At 72.8% G+C, this 25,227-nt stretch carries 22 protein-coding genes; 6 read left to right on the forward strand and 16 right to left on the reverse strand.

Going from position 1 to position 25,227, the window contains the following annotated elements; all coding sequences use genetic code 11:
* Positions 1-17: 17 nt before the first annotated feature.
* Entirely contained in the window at positions 18-1,007 is a 990-nt protein-coding gene (locus tag KXC43_RS08190; RefSeq protein WP_221375355.1) for an ABC transporter permease, read from the reverse strand.
* A 1-nt stretch (position 1,008) separates the two neighbouring features.
* Positions 1,009-2,556, reverse strand: a complete 1,548-nt coding sequence (locus KXC43_RS08195) for an ABC transporter substrate-binding protein (protein ID WP_221375356.1) — start codon at positions 2,554-2,556, stop codon at positions 1,009-1,011.
* A 380-nt stretch (positions 2,557-2,936) separates the two neighbouring features.
* On the opposite strand from KXC43_RS08195, the gene KXC43_RS08200 reads away from it, so the two are divergent.
* From KXC43_RS08200 to KXC43_RS08210, 3 genes are all read left to right on the forward strand, one after another.
* The gene (locus tag KXC43_RS08200; RefSeq protein ID WP_221375357.1) at positions 2,937-4,475 is read left to right on the forward strand and encodes a sensor histidine kinase; all 1,539 of its coding nucleotides are present in this window, start codon (positions 2,937-2,939) and stop codon (positions 4,473-4,475) included.
* Positions 4,472-5,134: a response regulator gene (locus tag KXC43_RS08205; protein WP_221375358.1), complete on the forward strand. Its 663-nt coding sequence runs from the start codon at positions 4,472-4,474 to the stop codon at positions 5,132-5,134. Before KXC43_RS08200 ends, KXC43_RS08205 begins: the two co-directional genes overlap by 4 nt.
* A 63-nt stretch (positions 5,135-5,197) precedes the next feature.
* Positions 5,198-6,196 carry a hypothetical protein gene (locus KXC43_RS08210; protein WP_221375359.1) on the forward strand — a complete coding sequence of 333 codons (999 nt, stop codon included), beginning with the start codon at positions 5,198-5,200 and terminating at the stop codon, positions 6,194-6,196.
* 327 nt (positions 6,197-6,523) lie between these two features.
* On the opposite strand, the gene KXC43_RS08215 is transcribed toward KXC43_RS08210, so the two are convergent.
* Genes KXC43_RS08215 through KXC43_RS08225 form a run of 3 tightly spaced genes read right to left on the reverse strand, consistent with a single transcriptional unit; the run spans position 6,524 to position 8,776 of the window.
* Positions 6,524-7,600, reverse strand: coding sequence for a magnesium and cobalt transport protein CorA (locus KXC43_RS08215; RefSeq protein ID WP_308129008.1), 1,077 nt, complete (start codon positions 7,598-7,600; stop codon positions 6,524-6,526).
* Positions 7,601-7,614: 14 nt separating this feature from the next.
* Entirely contained in the window at positions 7,615-8,061 is a 447-nt protein-coding gene (locus KXC43_RS08220; protein ID WP_221375360.1) for an OsmC family protein, read from the reverse strand.
* Between the two features lie 28 nt (positions 8,062-8,089).
* Entirely contained in the window at positions 8,090-8,776 is a 687-nt protein-coding gene (locus tag KXC43_RS08225) for an SDR family NAD(P)-dependent oxidoreductase (protein WP_221375361.1), read from the reverse strand.
* A 104-nt stretch (positions 8,777-8,880) separates the two neighbouring features.
* Between KXC43_RS08225 and KXC43_RS08230 the strand changes: the two genes are divergently transcribed.
* Positions 8,881-9,735, forward strand: a complete 855-nt coding sequence (locus tag KXC43_RS08230; protein WP_221375362.1) for a helix-turn-helix domain-containing protein — start codon at positions 8,881-8,883, stop codon at positions 9,733-9,735.
* Here the strand turns inward: KXC43_RS08230 and KXC43_RS08235 are convergent.
* Both KXC43_RS08235 and KXC43_RS08240 read right to left on the reverse strand, forming a co-directional pair.
* A complete protein-coding gene (locus KXC43_RS08235) occupies positions 9,639-10,472 on the reverse strand; it encodes a polysaccharide deacetylase family protein (RefSeq protein WP_221375363.1) in 834 nt (277 codons plus the stop codon). The two genes, KXC43_RS08230 and KXC43_RS08235, sit on opposite strands and share 97 nt — an antisense overlap.
* Before the next feature lie 93 nt (positions 10,473-10,565).
* A complete protein-coding gene (locus KXC43_RS08240; protein WP_221375364.1) occupies positions 10,566-11,345 on the reverse strand; it encodes an LLM class F420-dependent oxidoreductase in 780 nt (259 codons plus the stop codon).
* A gap of 173 nt (positions 11,346-11,518) precedes the next feature.
* On the opposite strand from KXC43_RS08240, the gene KXC43_RS08245 reads away from it, so the two are divergent.
* Both KXC43_RS08245 and KXC43_RS52625 read left to right on the forward strand, forming a co-directional pair.
* Positions 11,519-14,161: a helix-turn-helix transcriptional regulator gene (locus KXC43_RS08245; protein ID WP_221375365.1), complete on the forward strand. Its 2,643-nt coding sequence runs from the start codon at positions 11,519-11,521 to the stop codon at positions 14,159-14,161.
* Positions 14,158-16,680: a helix-turn-helix transcriptional regulator gene (locus KXC43_RS52625; protein ID WP_221375366.1), complete on the forward strand. Its 2,523-nt coding sequence runs from the start codon at positions 14,158-14,160 to the stop codon at positions 16,678-16,680. The genes KXC43_RS08245 and KXC43_RS52625 overlap by 4 nt, the downstream gene beginning before the upstream one ends.
* A gap of 15 nt (positions 16,681-16,695) precedes the next feature.
* Here the strand turns inward: KXC43_RS52625 and KXC43_RS08255 are convergent, their stop codons facing one another.
* The 9 genes from KXC43_RS08255 to KXC43_RS08295 all read right to left on the reverse strand — a co-directional run bounded on the left by KXC43_RS08255 (position 16,696) and on the right by KXC43_RS08295 (position 25,107).
* Positions 16,696-17,406, reverse strand: a complete 711-nt coding sequence (locus tag KXC43_RS08255) for an alpha/beta fold hydrolase (RefSeq protein WP_221375367.1) — start codon at positions 17,404-17,406, stop codon at positions 16,696-16,698.
* Between the two features lie 144 nt (positions 17,407-17,550).
* Positions 17,551-18,540, reverse strand: a complete 990-nt coding sequence (locus tag KXC43_RS08260) for an amidohydrolase family protein (RefSeq protein ID WP_221375368.1) — start codon at positions 18,538-18,540, stop codon at positions 17,551-17,553.
* Positions 18,541-18,543: 3 nt separating this feature from the next.
* The gene (locus tag KXC43_RS08265; protein ID WP_221375369.1) at positions 18,544-19,059 is read right to left on the reverse strand and encodes a 3-hydroxyanthranilate 3,4-dioxygenase; all 516 of its coding nucleotides are present in this window, start codon (positions 19,057-19,059) and stop codon (positions 18,544-18,546) included.
* The gene (locus KXC43_RS08270) at positions 19,056-19,502 is read right to left on the reverse strand and encodes a RidA family protein (protein WP_438870860.1); all 447 of its coding nucleotides are present in this window, start codon (positions 19,500-19,502) and stop codon (positions 19,056-19,058) included. Before KXC43_RS08270 ends, KXC43_RS08265 begins: the two co-directional genes overlap by 4 nt.
* Positions 19,475-20,188 (reverse strand): 2-keto-4-pentenoate hydratase, encoded by a 714-nt coding sequence (locus tag KXC43_RS08275; protein WP_438870861.1) that lies wholly within the window; start codon positions 20,186-20,188, stop codon positions 19,475-19,477. Before KXC43_RS08275 ends, KXC43_RS08270 begins: the two co-directional genes overlap by 28 nt.
* The gene (locus KXC43_RS08280) at positions 20,170-21,672 is read right to left on the reverse strand and encodes a 2-hydroxymuconic semialdehyde dehydrogenase (RefSeq protein ID WP_221375372.1); all 1,503 of its coding nucleotides are present in this window, start codon (positions 21,670-21,672) and stop codon (positions 20,170-20,172) included. The genes KXC43_RS08275 and KXC43_RS08280 overlap by 19 nt, the downstream gene beginning before the upstream one ends.
* Entirely contained in the window at positions 21,669-22,979 is a 1,311-nt protein-coding gene (locus tag KXC43_RS08285) for an FAD-dependent oxidoreductase (protein WP_221375373.1), read from the reverse strand. Before KXC43_RS08285 ends, KXC43_RS08280 begins: the two co-directional genes overlap by 4 nt.
* On the reverse strand, positions 22,976-24,226 hold the full coding sequence (gene kynU, locus KXC43_RS08290; RefSeq protein ID WP_221375374.1) for a kynureninase: 1,251 nt from the start codon (positions 24,224-24,226) through the stop codon (positions 22,976-22,978). Before kynU ends, KXC43_RS08285 begins: the two co-directional genes overlap by 4 nt.
* The gene (locus tag KXC43_RS08295) at positions 24,226-25,107 is read right to left on the reverse strand and encodes a tryptophan 2,3-dioxygenase (RefSeq protein ID WP_438870858.1); all 882 of its coding nucleotides are present in this window, start codon (positions 25,105-25,107) and stop codon (positions 24,226-24,228) included. The genes kynU and KXC43_RS08295 overlap by 1 nt, the downstream gene beginning before the upstream one ends.
* Positions 25,108-25,227: the final 120 nt, after the last annotated feature.

Genomic DNA, 25,227 nt, shown 5'->3' on the forward strand with positions numbered 1-25,227 from the left:
GTCCACCACCAGCGTCATCAGCTCTCCCGGATCGCCGAGCGGGGATCGAGCACGGCCAGCGCCACGTCCACCACCAGATTGATCAGCAGGACCCCGATGCCGTAGACGAGCACCACGCCCTGCACGGTCGGATAGTCCTTGGCCAGGATCGAGCCGACGATCGTGCTGCCCAGGCCCGGCCAGGCGAAGATGTTCTCGATCAGCACGGTGCCCGCGACCAGCCCGCCGAGCAGCAGGCCACCGATGGTCAGGGTGGCGGTCAGGGCGTTGGGCAGCGCGTGCCGCAGGTAGACGGTGCCGGCCCGCAGGCGTTTGGCCCGGGCCGTACGGATGTAGTCGGTCTGCAGGACGGTCAGCAGCTCCACCCGCACGATTCGGGCCAGCATGAAGGCGGGCCCGATCGCGAGCGAGAGCACCGGCAGCACGTACGACGAGGGACCGGAACGCCCGGCGACCGGCAGCCATCCGAGCTGGACGCCGAACACGAACACCAGGCCGACCGCCATGAGGAACTCAGGGATGGTCGCGACCACGACGCCGGCCGAGGTGAGGGCCCAGTCCCCGCCGCGGCGGCGGCTGTCGCGGGCCAGCACGGCCATGAACAGACCCAGCGGCACCGAGACGACCACCGCCACCGCGAAGGCCAGCAGGGCCATCTCGACCGTGGACCCGAGCCGCGCCGAGATCACCTCGCTGACCGGCAGGCCGGAGGTCATAGAGACGCCCAGATCGCCGGTCAGGAGGTGGCCGAGGTAGCTCAGATACTGCTGCCACAGCGGGTCGTCGAGTCCCAGTTGCTCCCGCCGCTCCGCGACCAGCGCCAGCGGGGCGGTGGGGCCCAGCGCCGCCCGGACGGGATCGCCGGGCAGCACGTGGATCATCAGGAACGCGGCGGTCACCAGCACCCAGACGCTGAGCACCAGCCGCCCGGCCCGGCGGAACCCGAACCGCACCCACGGGTTGCCGGTCAGGCCCGTCAGCCTCGGGATCTCCGCCGCCACCGACATGTCAGCCCAGCATCCGGATCGACGACGGGTCGATGTCGCCCTCGGACAGGTTCAGCTCGGCCCCGTTCACGATGGACGGGGCGTTGGAGTTGGCGAACGGCACCAGATCCAGGTTCTGCACCACCGCCTTCTCGGCCGCGGCCCACTGCGGGCACCCGGTCTCACCGGTGAGCTTCTGGGCCTCGGTCACCGCCGCGACGTAGTCCTTGTTGTCGAAGGCGGCGAAGTTGGCGCCGTCGGGCGGGGTCGGCCCGGACAGGAACGGCACCAGCTGGCTGGGCAGCGTCACCCCGATGGGGAACATCGCCACGTCCCACGAGAGCTGACCAGCTGCGATCTGGCCGACCTGCGTCGTCGTCACCGACTTCAGCTCGACCTGCACCCCGGCGGCCTGCCACTGCTGTTGCAACAGCTCGGCTGCGGCCTGAGCGCCCGGGTTGCCGGTGGAACCCCAGGCCACGACGAGCTTCTTGCCCGCCGCACCGGCCGTGGCCAGCGCCGCCTTGCCCGCGGCGGCGTCGAAGGCGGGCAGGTTCCCGGTGACTGTGTCGCCCTTGCAGGGCGTCATGGCCGGGGCGACCAGGCCGGTCGCGGCGGTGCCGCGGCCGCTGGTGAAGACCTGCTGCATCTGGGTCAGGTCGACCGACTGGATCAGCGCCTTGCGCACGGCCAGGTCGGCGGTGGGCAGTCCGGCCTTCTGGTTGAACCAGATCTCGCCGGTCGGGGCCAGCACGTCCCGCTTGAGGAACTGGTCGCCCTGCAGGCGCTGGCTGTCCGGGCCCGTGAACCGGGCCGCGTTGACCTCGCCCGAGAGCACCAGGTTGGCCGTGGTGGTCTCGTTGGTGATGACCCGGATCACGACCTTGTCGGGCCGCCCCACGGTGTCGGCCTTGAAGTCGCCCGGCCCCCACGCGTACTCCTTGCGCCGGGTCAGCGTGTAGTGGTCGTCGGGCACGGCCTCGGTCACCGTGTACATGCCGGTGCCGTCCGAGGCCTGCTTGAGCTTCGTCCGGTCGGCCATCCCCTTGTCGCAGACGATCGGCAGGCCGCCCAGGTTGCGCTCGAGGAACGCGTCCGGGCTGGGCGAGGTCACCTTGACCACGCCGGCCGCCTCGTCGGCCGTGGCCTTGGCTCCGGCCGGCACGTACAGGCCGATCCGGGTCGAGGCGTTCTTGACGTCGCCCACGAACGAGATGTTCTTCGCCACCGTGGCCGCCGTCAGCGGGGTGCCGTCGGCGCACGTGATGCCCTTGCGCAGGGTGAACTCGGCGGTCGTACTGGTCGATTGCCACTTCTCGGCCAGCCCGGGCAGCGTCTTGCCGTCCGGCGCGAACCCGAGCAGGGAGTCGTAGAGGAACCGGTCAACCTGGCCGGTGACCGACAGAGAGGTGAAATGGGGATCGAGGTTGCCGGGGTCGCCCGCGACAGCCATCGTGAACGTCTTGCCATCGACCGCCTGGCGCCCGCTCGCGCCACCGCCGCCGTCATTGCCGCAAGCTGCCAGGAGCACTGCAGCCCCCAGCGCGGCCGCGCCTCGCCAAGTCTTCATCGTGCCTCCACGTGCTGCATGTCACGAAAGACTGCCGAGGACGCGACCCCCTTGTCTTTGGCGCTGCCGACAACATGGGGACGGTCCTCTTGTCGTGGTGGACGACACGCTCCGGCCGCGCCGGAGTTGTCGAGGGACTGTCAGATTTTCCGTACGTGTTCACCCGGCCGCCTGCAGTCGGGCGGCGCCCGGCAGGCGAGTCCATCCGGCGGCGGCGAGGAGCAGGATCATTCGTCGCACGGCGGCCACGATGCCGAGCGGTCGTCGGCGTGCCGTCAGTAGATTGTCGAGCGATTGTCAGACTTTCGTGGGAGGACAGGGCGATCGACATCTCCCGAACCGCCGACGCGTCCGGCGCCGAAGCTCGGCAGGCTGGGGGCATGCGGACAAGACTGGCCCGGTGGCGCGAGCAGGCCGGCCTCACCGAGCGATGGCGGCTGGCCTACGAGGTCGTCCTGGTGGCGCTGGTGACGGTGGCGGCGGTGGTCCCGTCGGCCGCGGTCGGCTGGTATCCGGCGGCCCCGTGGCTGGTCGGGGTGACCACCCCGGCGCTGATGCTGCTGCGGCTGACCCACCCGCTCGTCGCCTACCTGGCCGCGGCGCTGGTCGGCCTGGGCACCGGCGGGCCCAGCAGCATGCTGCTGGTGGTGCTGAGCGCCGCCCTCGCCTACCGCCTCGCGCGGTGGTGGCAGGTCGTGGCCGGGCTGGCGGCAGCCTGGGTCTGCTACGTGCTTTCCCTCGCTTGGGAACAGGCGCTGACCGTGGAGTGGGCCCTGTTCGGCACGCTGCTGTTCGCGGTGCTGGCGGTGCTGCCCGCCGGGGTGGCCCGGCTGGTCCGGCGGCGGCGGATGCTGCTGGCGGCGATGCACGGGCGCAACGTGCAACTGCACAGCCAGCAGAACGAGATCGCCCGGCAGGCGCAGGCCCGGGAACGAGCGCGCATCGCCCGCGACATGCACGATTCGCTCGGGCACAAGCTCACCCTGATCTCGCTGTACTCCTCGATGATGCGCACCGCCGACGAGGACCAGCGCGACGGGACGGCCGACCTGGTCCGCCAGACGTCGTCGGCCGCGATGACCGAGTTGCGCCAGATCCTCGGCCTGCTCGGGCAGGACGACCCCCAGTCTTTGGTACGCCCACTGACCGGCCTGGACGAGCTGGCCGAGCAGGCCCGGTCCTCGGGCGCCCGGGTCGAGCTGGTCCGCGAGGGCGAGCCCCGGCCGGAGGCGTCGCTGACCGAGCACGCGGCCTACCGGGTGATCCAGGAGGGCCTGACGAACGCGTTGCGGCACGCTCAGGGCGGAGCGATCACACTGCTGCTGCGATACGAGCCCGACGCGCTCATCGCCGCCGTGACCAACACTGCCGGGCACCGCGTCGTGCGGACGACCAGCGGGCAGGGGCTGCTGGGGCTGGCCGAACGGGTCCGGGTCGCGGGCGGCATGCTTTATCACGGGCCGACGCCGGACGGCGGCTTCCGGGTGGCCGCCACCCTGCCCCACCTGGGCGAGGGCGCCGCCCCGGCCCCCGTCGAGAGCCACCCGCCGCCGACCGGGCCGGACTTCGCGGACGTGATCGAACGGCACCGCCGCCGGAACCGGTTCGTCCTCGTCGCCACCGTGCTGTCCATCGCCGTTTTCCTGGCTCTGTGCGGCACCGGGCTCTGGCTGGTCTCGGCCTTCGCGACCGTCGACCGCGAGACGTACGACGCGGCCCGGATCGGCGCGCCCGAGCCTTCGGTGCGCGAGGTCCTACCGGATCCGGAGGCCGGCACCACCGCCGGCGGCGGCTGCGTGGACTACCAGGCATCGATTTTCGATCAGGTACGCGACGAGACCGGCGAGCTGAGTTACCGGTTCTGCTTCCGGGACGGCATGCTGGTCGACAAACAGATCATCCGGGAGCCGACGTCATGACCGAACCCCTGCGGGTGCTGCTGGCCGACGACGACTCGCTGATCCGGACCGCGATCGACGCGATCCTGCGGCCGGCCGCCGGCATCGAGCTGATCGCGCAGGCCGCCGACGGCCGGGCCGCGGTCGACCTGGCCCTGCGCCACCGGCCGGACGTGGCGCTGCTCGACATCCAGATGCCGGTCCTCGACGGGCTGGCCGCGCTGCGCGAGATCCGCCGCCTGGTGCCCGAGGTGCGGATCGTCGTGCTGACCACGTTCGGCCAGGACGAGTACGTCGCCCAGGCACTGACCCACGGCGCGGCCGGCTTCCTGCTCAAGGAGTCGGCGGCGGACGAGCTCGAGTACGCGATCCGCGCCGCCGCGGCCGGCAACGCGTACCTCTCACCGAAGATCACCCGCCAGGTGCTCGACCGGCTGCCGCCCGCGCCCACCCGGCCCACCGAGGATCAGGTCAAGGTGGACACGCTCAGCGAACGGGAGCGCGAGGTGCTGATCCTGCTGGCCCAGGGCCTGTCCAATGCCGAGATCGGCCAGCGGCTGTTCGTCTCCGAGGGCACCGTCAAGACGCACGTCTACCACGTGTTCGCCAAGCTCGGCTGCGAGAACCGGGTGCAGGCGGCCATGCTCGCCCAGCGCACCGGACTGCTCGCACAACTTTAGTGCGAGGCCGGTTCCGCCGGTCGGCAGACGCTCCCGGAACCCGTCCGCAGCCACACTTTTTCCATGACGACGACCTTCGAGACCTGGGAACTGCCGGCCCGGATCGCGCTCAGCGACCAAGGGATCGGATACCACGCGGCCAACCCCATCATTGAGGACGTCCGGGACCACTGCCGGCGTACCGGGGAAAGCCCCTTCGAGGCCTTCGGCGAACCCCGCGAGTTCGCCGCGCGGACGGCCGCGGAACAACCGCCGGGGCTGCTGGAGATGGTCGACCGCGAGGGCATGACCGCGCGCGACTACCTCGGCGGCCAGCTGTTCGTGCTGTCGGTGCTGGTCATCCCGGCGGTGGTGCTGTTCGCCGCGATCGGTCGCACGTGGACGTTCCCGGCGACAGCCGCCGGCCTCACCGGCATTGTGCTGCTGGCGGCAACGCTGTTCTGGACCGGTGGGGTGCCGCAGGCGGTGCGCGCCTCCGGCCGCCCCGACCTCGTCAAGTACGCCTGGGCCGCCACGCCCGTGCTCATCGTGGCCGCCGCCATGGCGTTCACGACGCTCCCGCGCGAGCGCCTGTTCGGCATTCCGGTCGTGGCCGTCGTGGCGGTCGCGGCCCTCGCCGTGGCGTTGCAGCTGCGCGAGCCCAAGCCGTCCGGGCCGCCGTCCCGCATCGAGGCTCCGCCGACGACCGAGGCGTGGTTCGAGCGCCTCGCCGGTCTGCTGGTCGGGCGGTACGACCTGCGCCCGGACCGCGCCGCCGAACTCACCCGGGCGGCCCGGGCGAGGGTGACCGAATCGGGCCGCACAGCCGAAGAAGAGTTCGGCCCGGTCGAGGAGTACGCCCGCCGGGTGCAGGAGGCCGAGCCCGTGCGCCGGAACCCGTTCTGGCGCACCCGCCCGGCCCAGATCGTCAGCCTGCTCGTCGGGATCGGCATCGCGGTGCAGGCCTTCATCGGCTGGCAGCAGGACGGCGTCTGGTGGGCCGCCTACCTGATCGCCCTCCCGGCCGGCCTCGGCGGCGTCTGGTTCCTCATCCAGGCCCTCCGCGGCCGGGGGACTCAGTAGTCGCTCCAGGTCCCCAGCGGGCTCCCGGTGATGGCCAGCTCGAAGGACTGGACGTTGCCGACCTTCGGGCCCGCCGTCTGCAGGGTGAGGGAGAGCCGGCGTCGTGACGCTCGACCGGGTCGAGGTGCACACCGCCCGCCAGCAGCTGCGGGGAGTGGCCGAGCTGCGGCACGCGCCGACCCACCGGGCGGTGTGGGGCCCCCCTGCACCGCGACGTTCGACGGCCAGGCCGTGTACGGCGCCATCCTGCTGGTGGACCCAGGGCCGGTCGAGACCACGGTGACCGTCGAGTGTTCCGCCGGGGGCGGGTCAGCCACCACGGCCTGCCTACAGCCAGCCGGCGCGGCGCAGCACGCGGTGGAGGACGGTCGCGCTGACCAGCACGAGCAGTAGAACCGTGGGGTAGCCGTAGCGGGAGGTCAGCTCGGGCATGTGGGTGAAGTTCATGCCGTAGACGCCGGCGATGGCGGTCGGCAGGGCGGCGATGGCGGCCCAGGAGGCGATCTTGCGGAGGTCGTTGTTCTGCTCGACCGTCAGCTGGGCCAGACGGGCCTGCAGCAGGGTGTTGAGCACGTCGTCGAACCCGACGACCTGGTCCACCGCGGCGGCGTGGTGGTCCGCGACGTCGCTGAAGTAGCGGCGGATCTCCTTGGGCAGGTCGGCGAACTGCTTGCCGGTCAGGGCGGCCAGCGGGCGCTGCAACGGCAGCACGGCCGCCTTGAACTTCATCAGCTGGCGTTTGAGCTGGTAGACCTGTTCGACGGTGACCGGGGTGCCGGGGGCGAAGACGGCCGCCTCGGTCAGCTCGATGTCGGTCTGCAGGGCGGCCGCGATGTCGACGTACCCGTCGACCAGGCGGTCCAGGATCGCGTGCACCACCGACCACGGGCCCTGGGACAGCGCCCGCGCGTCGCTGCTGAGGTCGGCGCGCAGCGAGCTGAGCTCCATGACCGTGCCCTGCCGGACGGTGATCACGAAGCGCGGGCCGACGAAGAGCCGGACGAAACCGGTGCTGACGATCTCGCTGGTGGCGGTGACCCGCTCGTGCTCGACGTACTGGGCGGCCCGGACGACGAGGAAGAAGACATCTTCGTACTGCTCGATCTTCACCCGCTGTTCGCGGTGCAGGATGTCCTCGACCGCGAGCGGGTGCAGACCGAACACGTCGGCGACGTGGGTGAGGGCCGCCTCCGTGGGCTCGTGCAGGCCCAGCCAGATGAAGGCGCCCTCCTGCGCGCACGCCTTCTCGTAGAGCACCGCCAGATCCGCGGCTGGGCCGGGGCTCTCGACGGCCGCCCCGTCGACGTACAGCTCGCAGCCCACGATCGCCGTGTGGTCGGCGCGGCCGCGCACGACCGGCCGCGGCGGTTCCCAGGTGCGTCGCCCGTCCAAGATTCCCGTCACCCCCGGTCGGGAGCCTACTGCGGCGAGGTGACGGCGCCGGCCTCGAAGGTCGACACCGGCGTGCCGGCCTCGACGGTGCGGGTGACGGTGCACAGCTTGTCGTGCGACTGCCGGATCAGCCGGGGCACGATCGCCCGCGCGCGGTCGCCCTGCTCCCCGGCCGGGAACGCGACGTCGAACTCGACCTCGAGGTTCTCCAGCCGGTTCTCGCCGCCCTCGGTCTTCACCTTGTCTCCCCGTACGCGGATGAGGAACCGCGTCGGCTCGCCCTTCCGGCTGGTCACCAGGTCGACGTCGATCCCCGAGCACCCACCCAGGGCGGCCAGCAGCAACTCGACCGGCGTGAACCGCTCGTCGTCGCCCGACCCCAGCGGGATGACCCCGCCCCGTACGTTCCGCACGTCGTACTCACCGGCACTGGTCCGCTCGATCTCCACCGACCGCTGGTTTCCGTCCGTCATGCCCCGGGACGTTACGCGCCCCGGGCTTTCACCAGCGCAGCAGGCCGTTCTCGTCCTGCAGGGTGCCGGTCGGGGCGTCCGGACCCAGGGTGGCCAGGCGGACGACGACGCGGGCGCTCTCCTCCGCCGGCCGGCCGATGCCGAAGGCGGCGGTCATGTCGGTGGCGGTGGCGCCGGGCTCGACCGCGTTGAACCTGATGCCCGGGTGGGCCTTGGCGTACTGGACGGTGAGCATCGTGGCGGCCGCCTTGGACGCCGCGTACAGCGCCAGCGGCAGGCCCGACTCCGGCCGCTCGGGGTTGGTCACCGCCCAGAACGACCCCATGCTGCTCGACACGGTGACCACCGTGGGGTTCGAGGACTCGCGCAGCAGGGGCAACGCGGCCTCGGTGACCCGCACGATGCCGACCGCGTTGGTGTCGAACGCCCGCAGGGCTCCCGGCCCGTCGATGTCGCCGGCGGCGAGGATGCCGGCGTTGTGCACCAGGACGTCGAGCCGGCCCTCGGCGGCCCCGATGGTCGCCAGCGCCTCGCGCACCGAGGCGTCGTCGGTCACGTCGAGCTGGACGAAGCGGGCGCCCAGGTCGGCCGCGGCCTTCTCACCTCGTACGGTGTCGCGTGCCCCGACATAGACGGTGTGGCCCTGCTCGACGAGCTGCTTGGCGGTCTCGTACCCGATGCCCTTGTTGGCCCCGGTGATCAGTGTGATGGTCATGCCTCCGAGGTTCTCCCCGGACGCAGCCCGGAGCCAGAGTCCCCTTCAGCCTGGGGTGTCGCAGGGCCCCCTCTGTCCGCGCAAGCCCGGCCTAGGCTTATGGGGTGAGTGAGACGACCAACGCCCTGGGGGCGTTCCTGCGGGCCCGGCGCGAGCTGGTGACGCCCGAGCAGGCCGGCATTCCCGAGGTGGGGGTGCGGCGGGTGCCCGGGTTGCGGCGCGAGGAGGTCGCCATGCTCGCCGGCATCAGCGCCGACTACTACCTGCGGCTGGAGCGCGGGCGCGACCGCAACCCGTCCGTGCAGGTGCTCGAGTCGATCGCCCGGGTGCTGCACCTCGACGACGACCACCTGGCTCACCTGCTGTCGCTGGTCGGTGCGGCCTCCAGGCCGCACCGGCGCCGGCCCCGCCGCCGCGAGACGCCGCCGCCGGGCGCGCTCAAGCTGCTGGACTCACTGATCCAGCCGGCCTTCATCGAGGACCGCTACTTCGACATTCTGGCCTCGAACGACCTGGCCCGGGCCCTGTCCCCGCGCATCGCCGCGGGCGGCAACCAGCTGCGCGACCTGTTCCTCGACCCGTCCGAACAGATTCTGTACCCGGAATGGCAGTCCGTGACGGAGTGCTTCGTGGCCAACCTGCGGCAGGCCGTCGGCACCGACACCGACGACCCGCGGTTCATCGAGCTGACCGGCGAGCTGTCCCTGGCCAGCCCCCGGTTCCGCCGGCTCTGGGCCCGGCACGAGGTCCGCGGCCAGCACGGTACGCCGATCCGGATCAACCATCCGCAGCTGGGGGAGCTGACGCTCAACCGCGAACGACTGAGCATCGCCGGGGCCGAGAGCCTGATGCTCATCGTGCTTCACCCGGACGCCGGCTCCAGCGATGCCGACAAGCTCGCGCTGCTGGCGTCGGCGGGTCTGCCCGCCAGGAGTTCGGAGACGGTGACGAAGCGGTAGCCGCGCTCCTGCAGAGCGGCGATCATCGCGGGCAGGGCGTTCAGCGCGACCAGGCGGCGCTTGTCGCCGGCGTCGTGGGCGAGCACGATCGAGCCCGGGCGCATCATGTCTATCAGGTCCTGGGCCTGGCCCGTGGGATCGCCGGCGTACCTGCGCTCGCGCATCTGGTGCGACCACAGAGCGATGTCGTAGCCCATCGAATCGGCGGCGAGCACGGTCGAGCCGCCGAGGTGCCCGTACGGCGGCCGCAGCAGCGTCGCCTCGCGGCCGGTGTGCCGCTTGATGGCCTCGTGGGTGCGCTCCAGCTCGCGGCGGGCGCCGGCCAGGTCGAGCGTGGCCAGGTCGTCGTGCGACCACGAGTGGTTGCCCACCTCGTGCCGGCCCAGCCGGCGGCGCACCAGGCCGGCGTGCTCCTCCAGGTGCCGTCCGACCATGAAGAACGTGGCCGGCGCCCGGGCCTCGTCGAGCACGTCGAGGAACCGCGGCGTGTATTCGGGCAGCGGGCCGTCATCGAAGGTGAGCGCGACCAGCTTCTCGGTGGTGGCCCGGAAGTAGTGGATCTGCACGCCGCCGTGCGCCACCGCGCCGAGGTCGTCGGCCGCCGCGGCGTAACCCCCGCCCAGCGGCGGCCGGTCCCAGCCGAACCAGTGCTTCACCTGACCGGACCCGGCAAGTGCGGTAGCCGCACCGACCGCGGTGAGCAGTCCCCCACGCAGCATCCCCCGACGAGTAACCATGCCGAGCAGCCTCGTTGATCATGGGCGGGCCGCGCGTCGGCCACCGGACAGGTTGCGACGACCGTGAATATCAGCCGGAAGTAAGAGCCGGGGTCAGCCGTTGGTCTCGTCGCGCCAGTCGATCCACGCGCGCAGATCGCTGAGGTCGTAGTCGGGGCCGCTCGCGCTCACCGTGAACAGAGAGACGCCCAGCTCCCGCAGCGCCGGGGCGGAGTCGGCCGGCTTGCCGCTCACCGCGGTGGAGATCTCGATCTCAGCCGGGTCGCGGCCCACGTCGGCGCAGTGCTGCCGCAGGATGCCCGCCTTGCGCCCGATCGTCTCGGCGTCGCCGAAGCTGTGCCAGATGTCGGCGTGCTTGGCCACCAGGCGCAGCGTCTTCTTCTCGCCACCGCCGCCGATCAGCACCGGGACCTTGCGGGTGGGCGCCGGGTTCAGCTTGGCGAACCGGGACTCGATGCGGGGCAGCGCCTCGGCCAGGTCGTCGAGGCGACCGCCGGCCGTGCCGAAGTCGTAGCCGTACTCCTGGTAGTCCTTCTCGAACCAGCCCGAGCCGATGCCGAGGATCAGCCGGCCGTCGCTGATGTGGTCGACGGTGCGGGCCATGTCGGCCAGCAGCTCCGGGTTGCGGTAGCTGTTGCAGGTGACCAGGGCGCCGATCTCGACCCGGCTGGTCTGCTCGGCCCAGGCGGCCAGCATCGTCCAGCACTCGAAATGCAGGCCCTCGGGCTCGCCGTAGAGCGGATAGAAGTGGTCCCAGTTGAACAGGATGTCGACGCCCAGCTCCTCGGCCTGGGCGGCGGTACGGCGGATGGTCTGGTAGTCGGCGTGCTGCGGCTGAAGCTGCAGCCCGATCCGGACGGGCCTGGAAGTCATGATCGAAGCCTAGGCTTCCCGGCCTCGTCCCGCCCGGCAAGCTCGCGCCCCAGCCGGCGCGTTGTTCCTCCCGCCGGGGGCAACCGGGGCGTTGCACGAAGGCCCGAGTGAGCACCGTCTCCGCAGGTGGGCTGCGGCGCCGGGCCGGCTGCAGCGGCGGGCAGACTGAAGCGGTGGATGATCGTCGCGACGCGGGGGACGCCCCCGGGCTCGTGGGGCGGGGGACGCTCTGGGCCGAGCTGGCCGCTCTGCTCGGCGGCGCGGCGGCCGGCGGCACGGCGATCCTGCTGACCGGGCCGGCCGGGATCGGCAAGACGGCCCTGGTGGAGCAGTTCGTCGCCGCCGCCCGCACGGCCGGGCACGCCGTCGTGCGGACCCGGGGCCGGCCGGGCATGGTCGCCGCCCCGTACGCGGCCCTGCGGGAGCTGTTGCCGGATCCGGAGCAGGTCGCAGCACTGCCGGAACGGCAACGGGAGGCCGTACGGGCCGCTCTCGACGGCACGGCCGAGCACGCCGACCTGCTGACGCTGCGGCTGGGGGTGTCCGCGGCCGTCGAGTCGCTCGGTGGCGACCTGCCACCGGTGCTCGTGGTGGACGACGTGGACCGCATCGACTCCCCCAGCTTCGACCTGCTGCTGAGCGTCACGGCCACCGTCTTCTGGAATCAGCTGCCGGTGATCGCGCTGTTCGCCTGCCGCGACGAACAGACACCCCTGGAACTGGCCGGCCTGGTCCGGGTCATCACGGTGCCCGCCCTGTCCGACCAGCAGGCCGAGCGGCTGCTGGACACCGTCGCCGGGGCGGACGGGGTCGCCGATCGGCACCGGTTGTTGCAGCGCGCGGCCGGCAACCCGCTGGCCCTGATCGAGCTCGGCCGGCGCCGCGACCTTCCGGCGGGCTCGGTGCGGCTCTTCGTCGAGGCGATCCGGGCCCTCCCGGCGCGTGCCCAGCGGGCACTGACGTTCGCCGCCGCCGGGGAGAGCCGCATCTCGGTGATCGCCGCGGCCGATCCCGGCATCACGGCCCGTCAGTGGCAGGACGCGGCGGAGGCGGGGCTGATCGAGGTTCTCGACGGCTGGGTCCGGTTCCGGCACCCGCTCGTCGAGCACGCCGCGTTGCTCAACGCCGGCGGCGACGCCGAACGGGACGTCCACCGCCGGCTCGCCGACGTCGTGACCGACCGGTATCGGACGCTGTGGCACCGCGCGTCGGCCACCTCCGGCGACGACCCGGAGCTGGCCCGGGAGCTGCTGTCGGCGGCCCAGGAACGAGCTGCCGACCCGGCGACCGGCCTGCGGCTGCTCGAGCTGGCGGCCGAGCGGCTGCCCGCCGCCGAGCGGGCGCCCGTCCTGCTGACGGCGTCCGGGCGCGCCGCGGCGATCGGCCGGGTGACCTGGGCCGCCTGTCTGCTCGACAGCGCGCGGGCTGTCGTCGACCCGCAGACCCAGCCCGACCTGTACGCCGATGTGCTGGCCCTGTCGAGCTGGCTGGAGACCGTGCGGGGGCGCCCGGACGCCGGCGCCGAGCTGTTGCGCCGGGCCATCGGCACCGCCGGCGCCCTCAGCGTTCCGGCGCTGACGCTGGTCGTCGTCACGGCCGGCTTCCCGGCCTTCCTGCTCGGCTCGCCCGGCCTGGACCGCAGCGTTCTCGACGGCCTGCGCGCGCTGCCCTCGGCGACCAGCGGGAACACGCTGATGCCGCAGGCGCTGGTGACCCCCGGCCCGGCCGTGGTGGAGGCGGTGCGGGCGACCCCGGATCCGTTGGGGCCGGACGACGTCGTGCCGGGCGTCGCGATCGGCGGCGCGGCCATGCTGCTCGATCTGCCCGGTGACAGCCTGCGGTTGGTGCGGCCGGGCGTTCAGGCGGTGCTGGACGGCACCGCGGGAGCGGTCCATCTGACCGCGCCCGGCGTGGCCGGGTGGGCGCTGATCGACCTCGGGCGGTGGGCCGAGGCCGAGCGGATCGCCGTCCCGTTGCTGTCCTCTCCGGTGGCCGCCGAAGCGCCGGTGATCCGGACCGGGGCGTACGCGCAGCTGGCGGTGATCGCCTACGGCCGGGGCCGGCCCGAGGCCGCGGCCGAGCTGCTGGCCCAGGCCGGGCGGCAGCTGGACGCGTACGCGGTGCCGGCGTTCGCGATCCGGCTGCGCTGGGCGCGGGCCCAGGCGGCCATGGTGGCCGGGGAGTGGGACCTGGCGTATCGGCTGCTGCGCTCGGCGGCGGACGCGGACGGCGTACGGCACGGCTGGCAGGTCCTCGTGCTTCCCGATCTGGTGACCGCGGCGATGCGGGTCGGTGAGGCCGACGAGGCGGCCGCGGTGGTCGACGACATCGCCGCTCGAGGCGACTGGCTGACCGAGCGCCGGGCCGGACGGCTGGGCGCGGCTCGGGCCCTGCTGGCCGGCGAAGCGCCCGAGGCCGGGCCCGGCTCGTGGCCGTTCGAACAGGCGGTGCTCGCCGTCGAGGTCGCCGACCGCTTGCGCCGGGCCCATCGGGCGGCCCAGGCCCGTACGACGCTCCTCGACGCCCTGGAGGCCTTCGACCGTGTCCGCGCCACCGCCTGGATCGCCCACGTCGAGTCGGATCTGCGCCGGCGGGCGCCGGCCGGGCGTACCGATGTGCTCGCCGCGCTGACCGCCCAGCAGGAGCAGATCGCCCGGCTGGCCGCCGAGGGCCTGACCAACAAGCAGATCGGTGAGCGGTTGTTCCTCTCCTCGCGAACCGTCGCCTCGCACCTCTACCGGATCTTCCCCCTCCTCGGCCTGACCAACCGGACCCAGCTCAGCGACCTGCTGGCGACCGTGGACACGCGCACGTGATCGGGCGCGAGGGACCGCTCGCCACGATCGCCGAGGCTGTGTCGGCCGGCCGGTCGGTGCTGGTCGGCGGGGAACGGGGCGCCGGCCGCACCACCGTTCTGGCCGAGGCGGCCCGCCGCTTCACCGCCGCGGGCGGATCGGTGCTGGCCACGCGGGTGCTGGCCGGGGACGGCGAGGTGCCCCTGGCCGTGCTGCAACGACTGCTGGCGCCCGTCCGCGACCTGGTTCATCGGCTGCCGCCGCCGGCCCGCCGCACGCTGGACAGTCTGTTCGGCACCGCCGGCCCGGAACACGGACCCGTGCCGTCGGCCGAGGCGCTGGCCGGCGCCGTGGCCGACCTGGCCGCGGCGCTGACGGCGGACGGCCGCTGGCTGTGGTGCGTGGACGACCTGCACCGGTGCGACCCGTCGTCAGCCTCGGCGATCGCCTCGGCGCCCGGCATCCCGGTCGTCGCGACCACGCCCGCGCCGGCGTCCCGTTCCGGCTGGACCGTCGTCACCCTGCCGCCGCTCAGCCGGAGCGCCTCGGGCGAGCTGCTTGCCGCTCTTCCCGGCGTCTCGGCGCACCCGGCCGCCCACATCGTGTCGGCTCAGGCCGGGGGCAATCCGCTGGCGCTGACGGAGCTGGCGCGGACGCTCCCTCACCCGTCGGCGGCGCCGGCCACAGCCACCGAGCTGCCGGTGCCGGCTCGACTCCGCGACGCTCTCGCCTCCGGGGTCGCCGGTCTCGGCCCGGACGCGTCGGCCGCCGCGGTGCTGGCCGCCGTCGCCGCCGAGACACCGGCGCCCGGGATGACCGGCGCGCTGAACGACCTCATCGCCCCGGCGGTCTGGGATCACCTCGCCGGCGCCGGCATCGTGCGGCCGGGCCGGCGCCACCGCCTCACCCATCCGATCGTCCGGGCGGCAGTGCTGGAGCGGGCCGGTCTCGCGGTGGAGCAGGCCGCCCGGCGGCAACTCGCAGCGCGACTCGCCCCGGACAGCCCCGCTCGCGCGTGGCACCTCGCCCGTGGCGGCCGCCCGCTGAGCGACAGGCACACGGCAGCCCTCGAGCGGGCCGGGTTCCGGCTCGCGGCGACCGGCCGACTGCGCCCGGCGGCGTACGCGCTGGCGATGGCGGCCGAGCACACGCCACCGTGCGGCCCGGCACGGGAACGCCGCAACCAGGCCGTCCACTGTGCCCGGTCGGCCGGGGAGGTGGCGTGGGCCGAGCAGCTCGCCGGGGCCGACGCCGCCGCCGCGACCACGATCGTCGACCTCGTCGGGTGGGCCTGGCTGCGGGGTGACGACGCAGCCCGGGACGGCCTGCGCGCGGCCCTGACGTCCGGACCGGACGACGAGGAGGGCGCCCTGCCGGCCTGGGCCGCGGCGATCGTCGACGACGCCGACGCCGAGGGCCGGATCGCGCGGGCCCTGCTCGAGGACGGGCCCCCCGTGGCCCTGGCGGGAGTCACGCCGGCCCAGCAGTGGACCTTCTCCGGAGTGATGGCGCTGGCCCGGCACGAGACCGGGCGGGCCCGGCGGCACCTGCGCCGGGCGGCGGACCTGAGCCCGGACGAGGGCGACCAGCGTCCGATCGCGCTGACCGCGCTGGCCTGGGCCGAGTTCGACGCCGGCGACCTGGACCGGGCGGACGACATCGCGGTGGCGGCGTTGCACCACGCGGAGGCGGCCGATGACGTGACCGCCGCCGTGCGGGTGGGCGCCGCCACCGTACGCGCCGCGGTGGCCCTGCTGCGCGACCGGGACGACCGCGCGGAGCGGCTGCGGGACGTCCTCGACGGACCGGTGCCCGCCGCGCCGGCGCACGAGCAGCGCCTGATCCGGGCCCGGGGACAGGCCGACGCCGTCGCCGGCGAGTTCGACCTGGCCTACCGCCGGCTGCGACGGCTCTACGGCGACGACGGCCGGCCGATCCACTACCGCGTCTCCGATCTCGGCCTGGCCGACCTGGTGAGTGTGGCGGTCGCGCTCGACCGGCCCGGCGACGTTGCCGCGATCGTGGCCGGGGCCGAGTCGCGGGTCCTCGCCTTGCGATCGGTCCGGCTCACCGCCATCTGGCAGCGGGCCCGCGCCCTGCTCGCCGGGCCGGACGCCGAGGCGGAGGCGCACTACGAACTCTCGCTGGCCGACCCCGGCACCGGGCAGTGGCCCCTCGAACGGGCCGCGGCCGGTGTCGACTACGCCCGCTGGCTTCGCCGGCGCCGCCGCCCGGCCGCGTCCCGGGCCCTGCTCGAGGAGGCCCGGGACGTCTTCGCCGCAGCCCGGCTGCCGGCCTGGCAGGCGCGGGCCGGCAGCGAACTGGCCGCGGCCACCGCCCCGGCCCGTCGGGAACTCGGCGCCCGGCTCACGCCGCAGCAGCACCAGGTGGTCCGGCTGGCGGCGCAGGGTCTCACCAACCAGCAGATCGCCACCCGGCTGGCCCTGTCGCCACGGACCGTCGCCACACATCTGTCCCGGGCGTTCCCCGTCCTGGGAGTCACCCGCCGCAGCCAGCTCCGATCAGTGGTCGACCCCTGATGACAGGCGCGAGAGTCAGGCCGTGGCGCGGGCGGCGGTCTCGATCACGTCGGCGACCTGCTCCGGGCTGTGGTGCATGACCAGGTGGGGCGCGTCGATCTCGACGACCTCGCGCAGCCCGGCCCGCTTGTAGCCGAACCGCTCGACGTCCGGGTTGATGGTGTGGTCGGCCGACGAGACGATGCCCCACGCGGGCTTGGTCTTCCACGCCGTGACCGCCGCCGGTTCGCCGAACGCGGCCGCCGACAACGGGCGCTGCGACACCGCCAGCACCTCGGCCACTCGCGGGTCGACGCCGGCCGCGAACACCCGCGGGAAGGCCTCGACGACGACCGAGACGTCGGTGCCGGGCTCGCCGCCGGCAACCGGGTACGGCGTGTAGACCAGGTTGGCGGCCAGGTCGGAGTCGGGGAAGCCGCCCTGCAGCTGGCCCAGGCTCTCGCCGACCTCGAGCGCGTAGCCGGACACGTAGACCAGCGCGGAAACGTTGTCCGCCACACCGGCCACGGTGATGACGGCGCCGCCGTACGAGTGCCCGGCCAGCACCACCGGGCCGTCGATCGACTCGACGAACGCCTTCACGGACGCGGCGTCCTCGGCCAGGCTGCGGTTGTAGACCGGGGGCACGAACACGGTGTGCCCCCGGTCGAGCAGCAGCCGGGTGACCGGCGCCCAGGACGCCGAGTCGGCGAACGCGCCGTGCACCAGGACGATGGTTGAGGACATGTCGATTCCCTTCGCGGAACTGAGCAGATGAACATGTTCATCGTCGTCAGGGCCCGGGGAACCGTCGTCCGTCGAAATACTCAGCCACCCGCCGGAACCGGTGTGACAGCGGTCGCGCGGTGGCTGTGCCGCGATTCGTCGGGATCAGCCGAACAGGTAACGGGACGCGTTGTCGACGAGGAGCTTCCGCTGCTGGTCCGGGGTGAGGAACGAGGCGGTGCGGACGACGTTCCCGGCCGGGCGCTCGCCCAGCGGGTACGGGTAGTCGCTGCCCACCACGACGCGGTCCTCGCCCATGGTGTCGACCAGCAGGCGCAGCGCCGGCTCGCTGAAGACCACCGAGTCGACGTAGAGGCGGTCGGTGTACTCGCTGGGCGGCCGGGTGGAGCGCCCCCGCACGAGGTCGCCGCGCCGGTGCCAGGCGTTGTCGGCCCGGCCCAGCCAGTACGGGAAGCTGCCGCCACCGTGGGCGAAGCAGAGCCGCAGCGACGGCGGCACCCGGTCGAGCACGCCGCCCAGGATCAGGGCCAGGGCCGACAGGTGGGTCTCGGCCGGCATCCCGGTGAGCCAGCGCGCCATCCAGCGGTCGAGACGCGGCCCGTCCGGCATGTCCCACGGGTGCACGAAGACCGGCGCGCCCACGGCCGCGCAGTGCTGCAGGAACTCGACGATGCCGGCGGCGTCGAGGTCCTGGTCGCCGACGTGGTTGCCGATCTCGACCCCGACGTGCCCGTTGGCCATCGACCGGTCGAGCTCGGCGCAGGCGGCCTCCGGATCCTGCAGGGGCACCTGGCAGAACGGGATGAACCGCGGGTCGCCGCCCGTCACGGACAGGGTCAGGTCGTTGAAGATGCGGGACAGCGCCGCCGCCTGGGCCGGGGTGCGGTCGTAGCCGAAGAAGACCGGCGTCGGCGACACGACCTGCCGGTCCACCCCGTCGAGATCCATGTCCGCCCGCCGTACGTCCCGATCCCAGCACGACGATTCGATCCGGCGGAACTCGGTGTCGCGCACCATGATGATCGCTTCGCGCTCGGAGGAGATCTTGAGCCAGGGCCAGCCGGCGCCGCCGCACTCCACGTCGAGGTCCGGCCAGCCCTTGGGCACGACGTGGGTGTGCACGTCGATAGTCAAGCCTCAGCCCTTTCCGGGGTGCAGCGCGCCGCAGTTCTCGCACGTGCGCGCCTTCTCGTCCGCGTAGAACGCGGTGAACACGGGCGGCAGGTCCGCCACGATGTCGCGCACCTGGAGCTCGACCTCGTGCACCAGGTGATCGCACTCGAAGCAGTACCACTGGAACTTCTCCAGCGTGCCCTCCTCGCGCACCCGCTCGACGACCAGGCCGATCGAGCCCGGCTCGGGGCGCTGCGGCGAGTGCGGCGTGTTGCCCGGCAGCACCCACATCTCGCCCTCGCGGATGTGCACGTCCTTCGGGCCCTCGGGCGTCATGGTCTTGACGTGCATGTTGCCCTTGACCTGATAGAAGAACTCCTCGTAGGGATCGACGTGGAAGTCGGTCCGCGAGTTCGGGCCGCCGACCACCATGACGATGAAGTCGTCGCCGGTCGGGAACATCTGCTTGTTGCCGACCGGCGGCTTGAGCAGGTGCTTGTTGTCCTCGATCCAGCCCGGGAAGTTGATCGGGTCGGTCATGACGCCTCCTTGGACGGCAACACAGCGACAGCTTGGATCTCGATCAGAAGGTGCGGGTGGGGCAGCTGGTGCACGGCCACCGTCGTCCGCGACGGACCGTCGACGTCGAAGAACTCGGCATAGACGGCGTTGTAGCCGCCGAAGTCGTTCATGTTCACCAGATACGTCGTGATCTGCACGACGTCGTCCAGCGTGGCGCCGACCGAGGCCAGGATGTCGGCGATGTTGGTGATCACCGCGCGCGTCTGCACGGCGATGTCGAGCGAGGTGGTGCCCAGGGCGTCGGCCGAGGCGCCGGCGATGGTGTTGTCCGGCAACCGGCTGCTGGTGCCGCTCACGAAGGCGAACCCGTTGGCCACCTTGACGTGCGGGAACCGGCCCCGCGGGGTGGCCTTGCCGTCCACCAGCTTCCCGGTCACGACGAGGCCCTCAGCGAGGCTGATCCCAGACCCTCGACTTCCACTCGTACGCTCTGGCCCGGCCCCACCGGCACGGCCGCGGTGGCCGCGCCGGCCAGGACGATCCAGTCGTCCTCGAGCGTGCCGGCCAGCCGCAGCGCCTCGGCGAACGCCTCCCGCGGGTCGCCCAGGATCGCTGCCGTGGAGCCGCTTTCGACCACCTCGTCGTCGACCAGCAGGCGCACGTCGAGATCATCGACGGCCGGCGGAACGGGCTGCCACGGGCCGACCACGAACCCGGCGGCCGACGTGTTGTCGGCGATCACCTCGTCCAGGGTGAACTTGAAGTCGAGCCAGCGCGAGTCGATCACCTCGAGGGCCGGCGCGACGGCCGCGATCGCCCCGTCGCGCACCAGGAACGCCACCTCGGGCTCGACCTTGGGGTGGATGCGCGGGCCGAGGTCGAGCAGGCCGCCGTCCTCGATCCGCATGGCGTCGGTCAGCCGGCCCCAGATGACCGAGTCGACGCCCATCTGCCGCATCTTGGCCTTGCTGGTGAGGCCGAGCTTGACGCCCACGCACGTCTCGCCGCGGGCCAGCCGCAGGTCGACCACCTCGCGCTGCACCGCGTACGGGTCGGCGATCTCGTGCCCGCCCCCGGGGAGCTCGGTGGCCGAGGTGAGGGCGTTGTCGAGGGCAAGAGCGAGCGGTGTCATGACATGTCCACGCAGACGTTGGTGTACTCGGAGTAGAAGTCGAGCGAGTGGCGGCCGCCCTCGCGGCCCACGCCCGAGGCCCGCATGCCGCCGAACGGCGTGCGCAGGTCGCGCAGGAACCAGGTGTTGATCCAGACCAGGCCGACGTCGAGTTGCGCGCCGGCTCGCAGCGCCCGGCCCACGTCGCGGGTCCAGACCGTTCCGGCCAGCCCGTACGCGCTGTCGTTGGCCAGCGCGAAGGCCTCGTCCTCGTCGTCGAACGGCGCGAGGTGGCAGATCGGCCCGAAGATCTCTTCCCGTACGGTGCGGGCGTCCTGACCGAGGCCGGTGATCACGGTCGGCTCGATGTAGGAGCCGCCGTCGCGCTCGTCACCGAAGTGCGGCACGCCGCCGCCGGCCAGCACCGTCGCGCCCTCGGAGCGGGCCAGGTCGTAGTAGCCCAGCACCTTGTCCCGGTGGGCCTTGGAGATCAGCGGCATGGTGCCGGTGGTCTCGTCGGACGGCCAGCCGTAGGTCAGCTCGCGAGCCCGGGCGGCCAGCCGCTCGGCGAATTCGTCGAAGATCGACCGGTGCACGTACAGCCGTTCGGTGCACAGGCAGACCTGCCCGCCGTTGGTGAAGCTGGACCGCACGCTGCCCGCCACCGCCGCGTCGAGGTCGGCGTCGGCGAAGACCAGGCCGGCGTTCTTGCCGCCGAGCTCGAACGACACCGGCTTCACGCCCGGAGCGGCCGCGCGCATGATGGCCGCGCCGGTGGCCGACTCGCCGGTGAAGGTGATCGCGTCCACGCCGGGGTGGGTGGTGAGCCACTCGCCGGCCGCGTCGGGGCCGTGGCCGTGCACGAGGTTGAACACGCCCTCGGGCACGCCGGCCGCGGCCATCACCTCGGCCAGCACGGTGGCCGAGGCCGGAGTCTCCTCGCTGGGCTTCACGATGACCGCGTTGCCGCACGCCAGCGCGGGTGCCACCTTCCAGGTGAGCAGCAGCAGGGGCAGGTTCCAGGGCACGATGATCGCGACGACGCCCATCGGCTTGCGGACGGCGTAGTTGAGCGCGCGCCCGCCGCCGGCGGTGGCCGTGGTGAACGACTCGGTGCCGGTCGCGGCCACGACGTCGGCGAAGGCCCGGAAGTTGGCCGCGCCGCGCGGGATGTCGAGCGTACGGGCCTGGGTCAGGGTCTTGCCGGTGTCGGCGACCTCGGCCGTGACCAGGTCGTCGAAGCGGCGCTCGAGCTCGTCGGCGATGCGGCGGAGCACTGTGGCGCGTTCCTGCTCGGTCGTGCGGCCCCACGGACCGCGGACGGCGGCCCGGGCGGCGGCGACCGCGTCGTCCACCGTGGACCGGTCGGACTCGGTGACCGAGAAGACGGTCTCACCGGTGACCGGCGACGCCTTGGCGAACGTGGCGGTGGCCGCGCGGAACTCCCCCGCGACGAAGTTGCGCAGCAGCGGCGGATCGCCGGCCGGGCGGCCGGTGACCAGCGTCGGGTCCCAGTTCATCGCCCCACCCGCCGGATCAGCGCGGCCGCGGCCAGGGCGACCAGCGTGCCGGCGACCGCGCCGACGGCCTGGTGCTGCCGCCGGACGCGCCGGCGGACCTCGGCGTACGGCGTGGTCGAGAAGGACACCAGCTCGTAGCGCGAGACGTACCGGCCGGGCAGCCATCGCTCCAGCGTGTGCTCGACGTTCTTGCCCAGCTTGAAGAACGGGTCGGCCACCTTGTCGCGCATCTCGACGAAGTTGGCCAGAGCCATCTCGGCGATCGCCTCCGAGTTCTCGCGGCGGCCCCGCTCGTAGCGGGGCAGGGCCGCGGCCCAGTCGTCGCCGGTGGCGTCGAGGCAGCGGTCGAGCTCGACCACGTCCTCGAACGAGGCGTTGGCGCCCTGGCCGTAGAACGGGACGATGGCGTGGGCGGCGTCGCCGATGAGCGCCACCCGGCCCAGCATCTGCCAGGGCGCGCACTTGACCGTGCCGAGCACGCCGACCGGGTTGTGCCGGTAGTCGTCGACCAGGTTCGGGATCAGCTCGAGCAGGTCGGGGTACTGCGAACGGAAGTGCCGCTCGACCGCGGCCGGGCTGCCCAGCGAGGCGAAGCTGCCGGCGCCGGCGTTGGGCCAGAACAGCGTGCCGGTGAACGAGCGGTCGGGGTTGGGCAGCGCGATCATCATCGAGGTGCCGCGCGGCCAGATGTGCAACGCGCCCGGATCGAGGGCGTACTCGCCGTCGCGGGCCGGGATGGTCAGCTCCTTGTAGCCGTAGTCGAGGAAGCTCACCGTCTCGGTGAAGCCGTCCCCCGCGTACGCCTTGAGCAGTCCCCGCGTCGCCGAGCCGGCGCCGTCGGCCCCCAGCACGATGTCGGCCTTGGCGTGGCTGCCGTCGGCGAAGCCGAGCGTGCCCGTCTCGGGGTCGAGCGCGGTCAGCGGGTGGTCGAAGTGGAGGGTCACGCCCGCGGTGGCGCTCGCGGCGTCGAGCAGCGCGTCGTTGAGCGCGCCCCGGCCGATCGAGTTGATCGCCCGGTCGGCCGAGACGCTGTACGGCTGGAAGTTGGTCTCGCCGCCCAGCGGATGCACCATGCGACCGCGCATCGGCAGCGCGTCCGCGAGCACCTGCTCGTCGAGGCCGATCCGCCGCAGCGCGTCGATGCCCCGCTCGGAGAGCGCCAGGTTGATCGAGCGGCCGCGCTCGGCCCCGGTCACCCGCGGGTCGGGGCGGCGCTCGTACAGGTCGACCGTGTAGCCCCGCCGGCCCAGGTAACAAGCGAGCAGGCTGCCGCACAGCCCGGCGCCCACGACCGCGATCCGAGTCACTTGGCCTCCTCCACACAGGCGGCCAGCGCCTCGGCGGCCCGCCGGCAGTCCGCATAGGTCGAATAGAGCGGCACCGGCGCGAACCGCACGACATCCGGCTGGCGCGCGTCGGCGATCACGCCGTACTCGAAGCGGAGCCGCTTGGTGAGCGCGCCCGCGTTGCCCTCGTGCAGGCGGATCGAGAGCTGGCAGCCGTGCCGTTCCGGTTCCCGCGGCGTGATCACCGACAGCGGCCGGGTGGCGACCACCTCGTCCAGCAACTCGCGCAGGTAGGTGGTCAGGCGCAAACTGCGCTCGCGCAGGGCGGGCATCCCGATCTCGTCGAAGATGCGCAACGACGTACGGACCGGGCCCATCGCGAAGATGGGCGGATTGGAGACCTGCCAGGCGTCGGCGCTGCGCGGCGGCCGCGACTCGGGAGTCATCTCGAACCGGGTGGCGGCCTCGGTGCTCCACCAGCCCTCGAATCTGGGGAGAGCGGAACCGTGGTGGCGCTCGTGGATGAACACGCCGGCCAGCGCGCCCGGGCCCGAGTTCAGATATTTGTACGAGCACCAGGCGGCGAAGTCGGCGCCCCATTCGTGCAGGGCCAGCGGCACGTTGCCGGCCGCATGGGCGAGATCCCAGCCGACGACCGCGCCCACCTTCCGGCCCGCCGCGGTGATCACCGGCATGTCCATGACCTCGCCGGTGAGGTAGTTGACGCCGCCCAGCATCAGCAGGGCCACCGTTTCGCCCTCCGCCTCGAGGAACGCGACGATGTCCTCGGTGCGCAGCGTGTCCTCGCCGTCGCGCGGCCGCAGCCGCACGACCGCGGTGTCCGGGTCGAGGCCGTGGAACCGGGCCTGGCTGCGGACGGCGTAGCTGTCCGACGGGAACGCGGCGTCCTCGATGACGATCCGGGTGCGGTCGCCGGCCGGGCGGTAGAACGACACCATCAGCAGGTGCAGGTCGACGGTGAGCGAGTTCATCACCACGACCTCGGACGGCAGCGCGCCGACGAGCCGGGCCGCGGGCTGGGTGAGCAGCTCGTGGTACGGCAGCCAGGGCCGGGCCGCGTCCAGGTGCCCCTCGACCCCGAGCCGGGCCCAGTCGTCGAGGTCCTCGTTGAGCTCGGCCCGGGTCGCCCGGGGCTGGAGCCCGAGCGAGTTGCCGGCGAAGTACGCCACCTCCGGATGATCACCGCCCTCGGCCGGCGGGACATGGAACAGGTGCCGGTGACCCGGATCCTGCTGATCGCGCTCCATCACATCTCCGTCCGCGAGGTCCACAGCTCCGGGAAGACCGGGCGGGCCATGCTGCGCTGCAGGAAGGCCAAGCCGTTCGACCCGCCCGAGCCGCTCTTGGCCCCCATTGTCCGCTGCACCGCCTTGAGGTGCAGATAGCGCCAGTCGCCGAACCGGTCGGCGACCTCGGTCAGCGCCTCCCCCAGCAGCCTAAGGTGGTTGTCCGGGCCCGGGTCACGATAGATGCGCACCCACGCGTCGGCGACGGACGGGTCGGCCTCGTGCTCGTCGGCCACATCGCGGTCCAGCAGCTCGGGCTTGAGGTCGTGGCCGTGCCGGGCGAGCAACGCGATCACCTCGTCCCACAGGCTCGGCCGGTGGAGGGCCGCGGTCAGCTCGTCGTACTCCGGGGTGCCCTTGAACGGGCGGATCAGCGACCGGGTGCGCAGCCCGAGCAGGAACTCGACCTGGCGATACATGGCCGACTGGAAGCCGGAGCCCTCGCCCAGCAGGTCGCGGAACCGGTTGAAGTCGGCCGGGGTCATCCAGCGCAGGGTCTGCCAGGCCGCGTTCAGACCCTCGAGGTGCAGGGCGGCCCGCTTCAGCGGGGCCAGCGCCGGCCCGATCTGGTCGGAGCGCAGGTGGTCGCGGGCCTGCGCGAGCTCGTGGCGGAGGAGGTTGAAGTACAGCTCCATGATCTGGCTGACCACGAGGAACGACATCTCGCCCGGGTCGCCGCTGAGCGTGCGCTGCAGGGTGTGCAGGGTGCTGGCGTGGACGTACGCGTCGTAGGGCACCCGCTGCCCGAACTCCAGGGTGGGTGCTCCGTCGTTGCGGGATCGACGCGCGTCACGCTCGGCGGCGTTGGTGGGCCGCACGGCCGCCGTGTTCACGGATTTCACTGTCTTCTCCTCGCCCTTGACCGGTCCATGATTTCGCTGCGAGGGCCTCCGTCGGAATGCCGGATTAACGGCGCTGACCTCCGGCTACCGGTGATCGTTGGCTAGATTTGCGGAATCACT

Origin of the sequence: Paractinoplanes polyasparticus (assembly GCF_019710575.1) — a bacterium.
GTDB lineage: Bacteria > Actinomycetota > Actinomycetes > Mycobacteriales > Micromonosporaceae > Actinoplanes > Actinoplanes polyasparticus.

Coding starts and splice junctions, on each gene's coding strand:
- KXC43_RS08220 (WP_221375360.1), bottom strand. CDS start 8,061: ATGACGGACGGAAACCAGCGGTCGGTGGAGATCGAGCGGACCAGTGCC.
- KXC43_RS08210 (WP_221375359.1), top strand. CDS start 5,198: ATGACGACGACCTTCGAGACCTGGGAACTGCCGGCCCGGATCGCGCTC.
- KXC43_RS08240 (WP_221375364.1), bottom strand. CDS start 11,345: ATGACTTCCAGGCCCGTCCGGATCGGGCTGCAGCTTCAGCCGCAGCAC.
- KXC43_RS08255 (WP_221375367.1), bottom strand. CDS start 17,406: ATGTCCTCAACCATCGTCCTGGTGCACGGCGCGTTCGCCGACTCGGCG.
- kynU (WP_221375374.1), bottom strand. CDS start 24,226: ATGGAGCGCGATCAGCAGGATCCGGGTCACCGGCACCTGTTCCATGTC.
- KXC43_RS08280 (WP_221375372.1), bottom strand. CDS start 21,672: ATGAACTGGGACCCGACGCTGGTCACCGGCCGCCCGGCCGGCGATCCG.
- KXC43_RS08225 (WP_221375361.1), bottom strand. CDS start 8,776: ATGACCATCACACTGATCACCGGGGCCAACAAGGGCATCGGGTACGAG.
- KXC43_RS08235 (WP_221375363.1), bottom strand. CDS start 10,472: ATGGTTACTCGTCGGGGGATGCTGCGTGGGGGACTGCTCACCGCGGTC.
- KXC43_RS08195 (WP_221375356.1), bottom strand. CDS start 2,556: ATGAAGACTTGGCGAGGCGCGGCCGCGCTGGGGGCTGCAGTGCTCCTG.
- KXC43_RS08200 (WP_221375357.1), top strand. CDS start 2,937: ATGCGGACAAGACTGGCCCGGTGGCGCGAGCAGGCCGGCCTCACCGAG.
- KXC43_RS08190 (WP_221375355.1), bottom strand. CDS start 1,007: ATGTCGGTGGCGGCGGAGATCCCGAGGCTGACGGGCCTGACCGGCAAC.
- KXC43_RS08205 (WP_221375358.1), top strand. CDS start 4,472: ATGACCGAACCCCTGCGGGTGCTGCTGGCCGACGACGACTCGCTGATC.
- KXC43_RS08265 (WP_221375369.1), bottom strand. CDS start 19,059: ATGACCGACCCGATCAACTTCCCGGGCTGGATCGAGGACAACAAGCAC.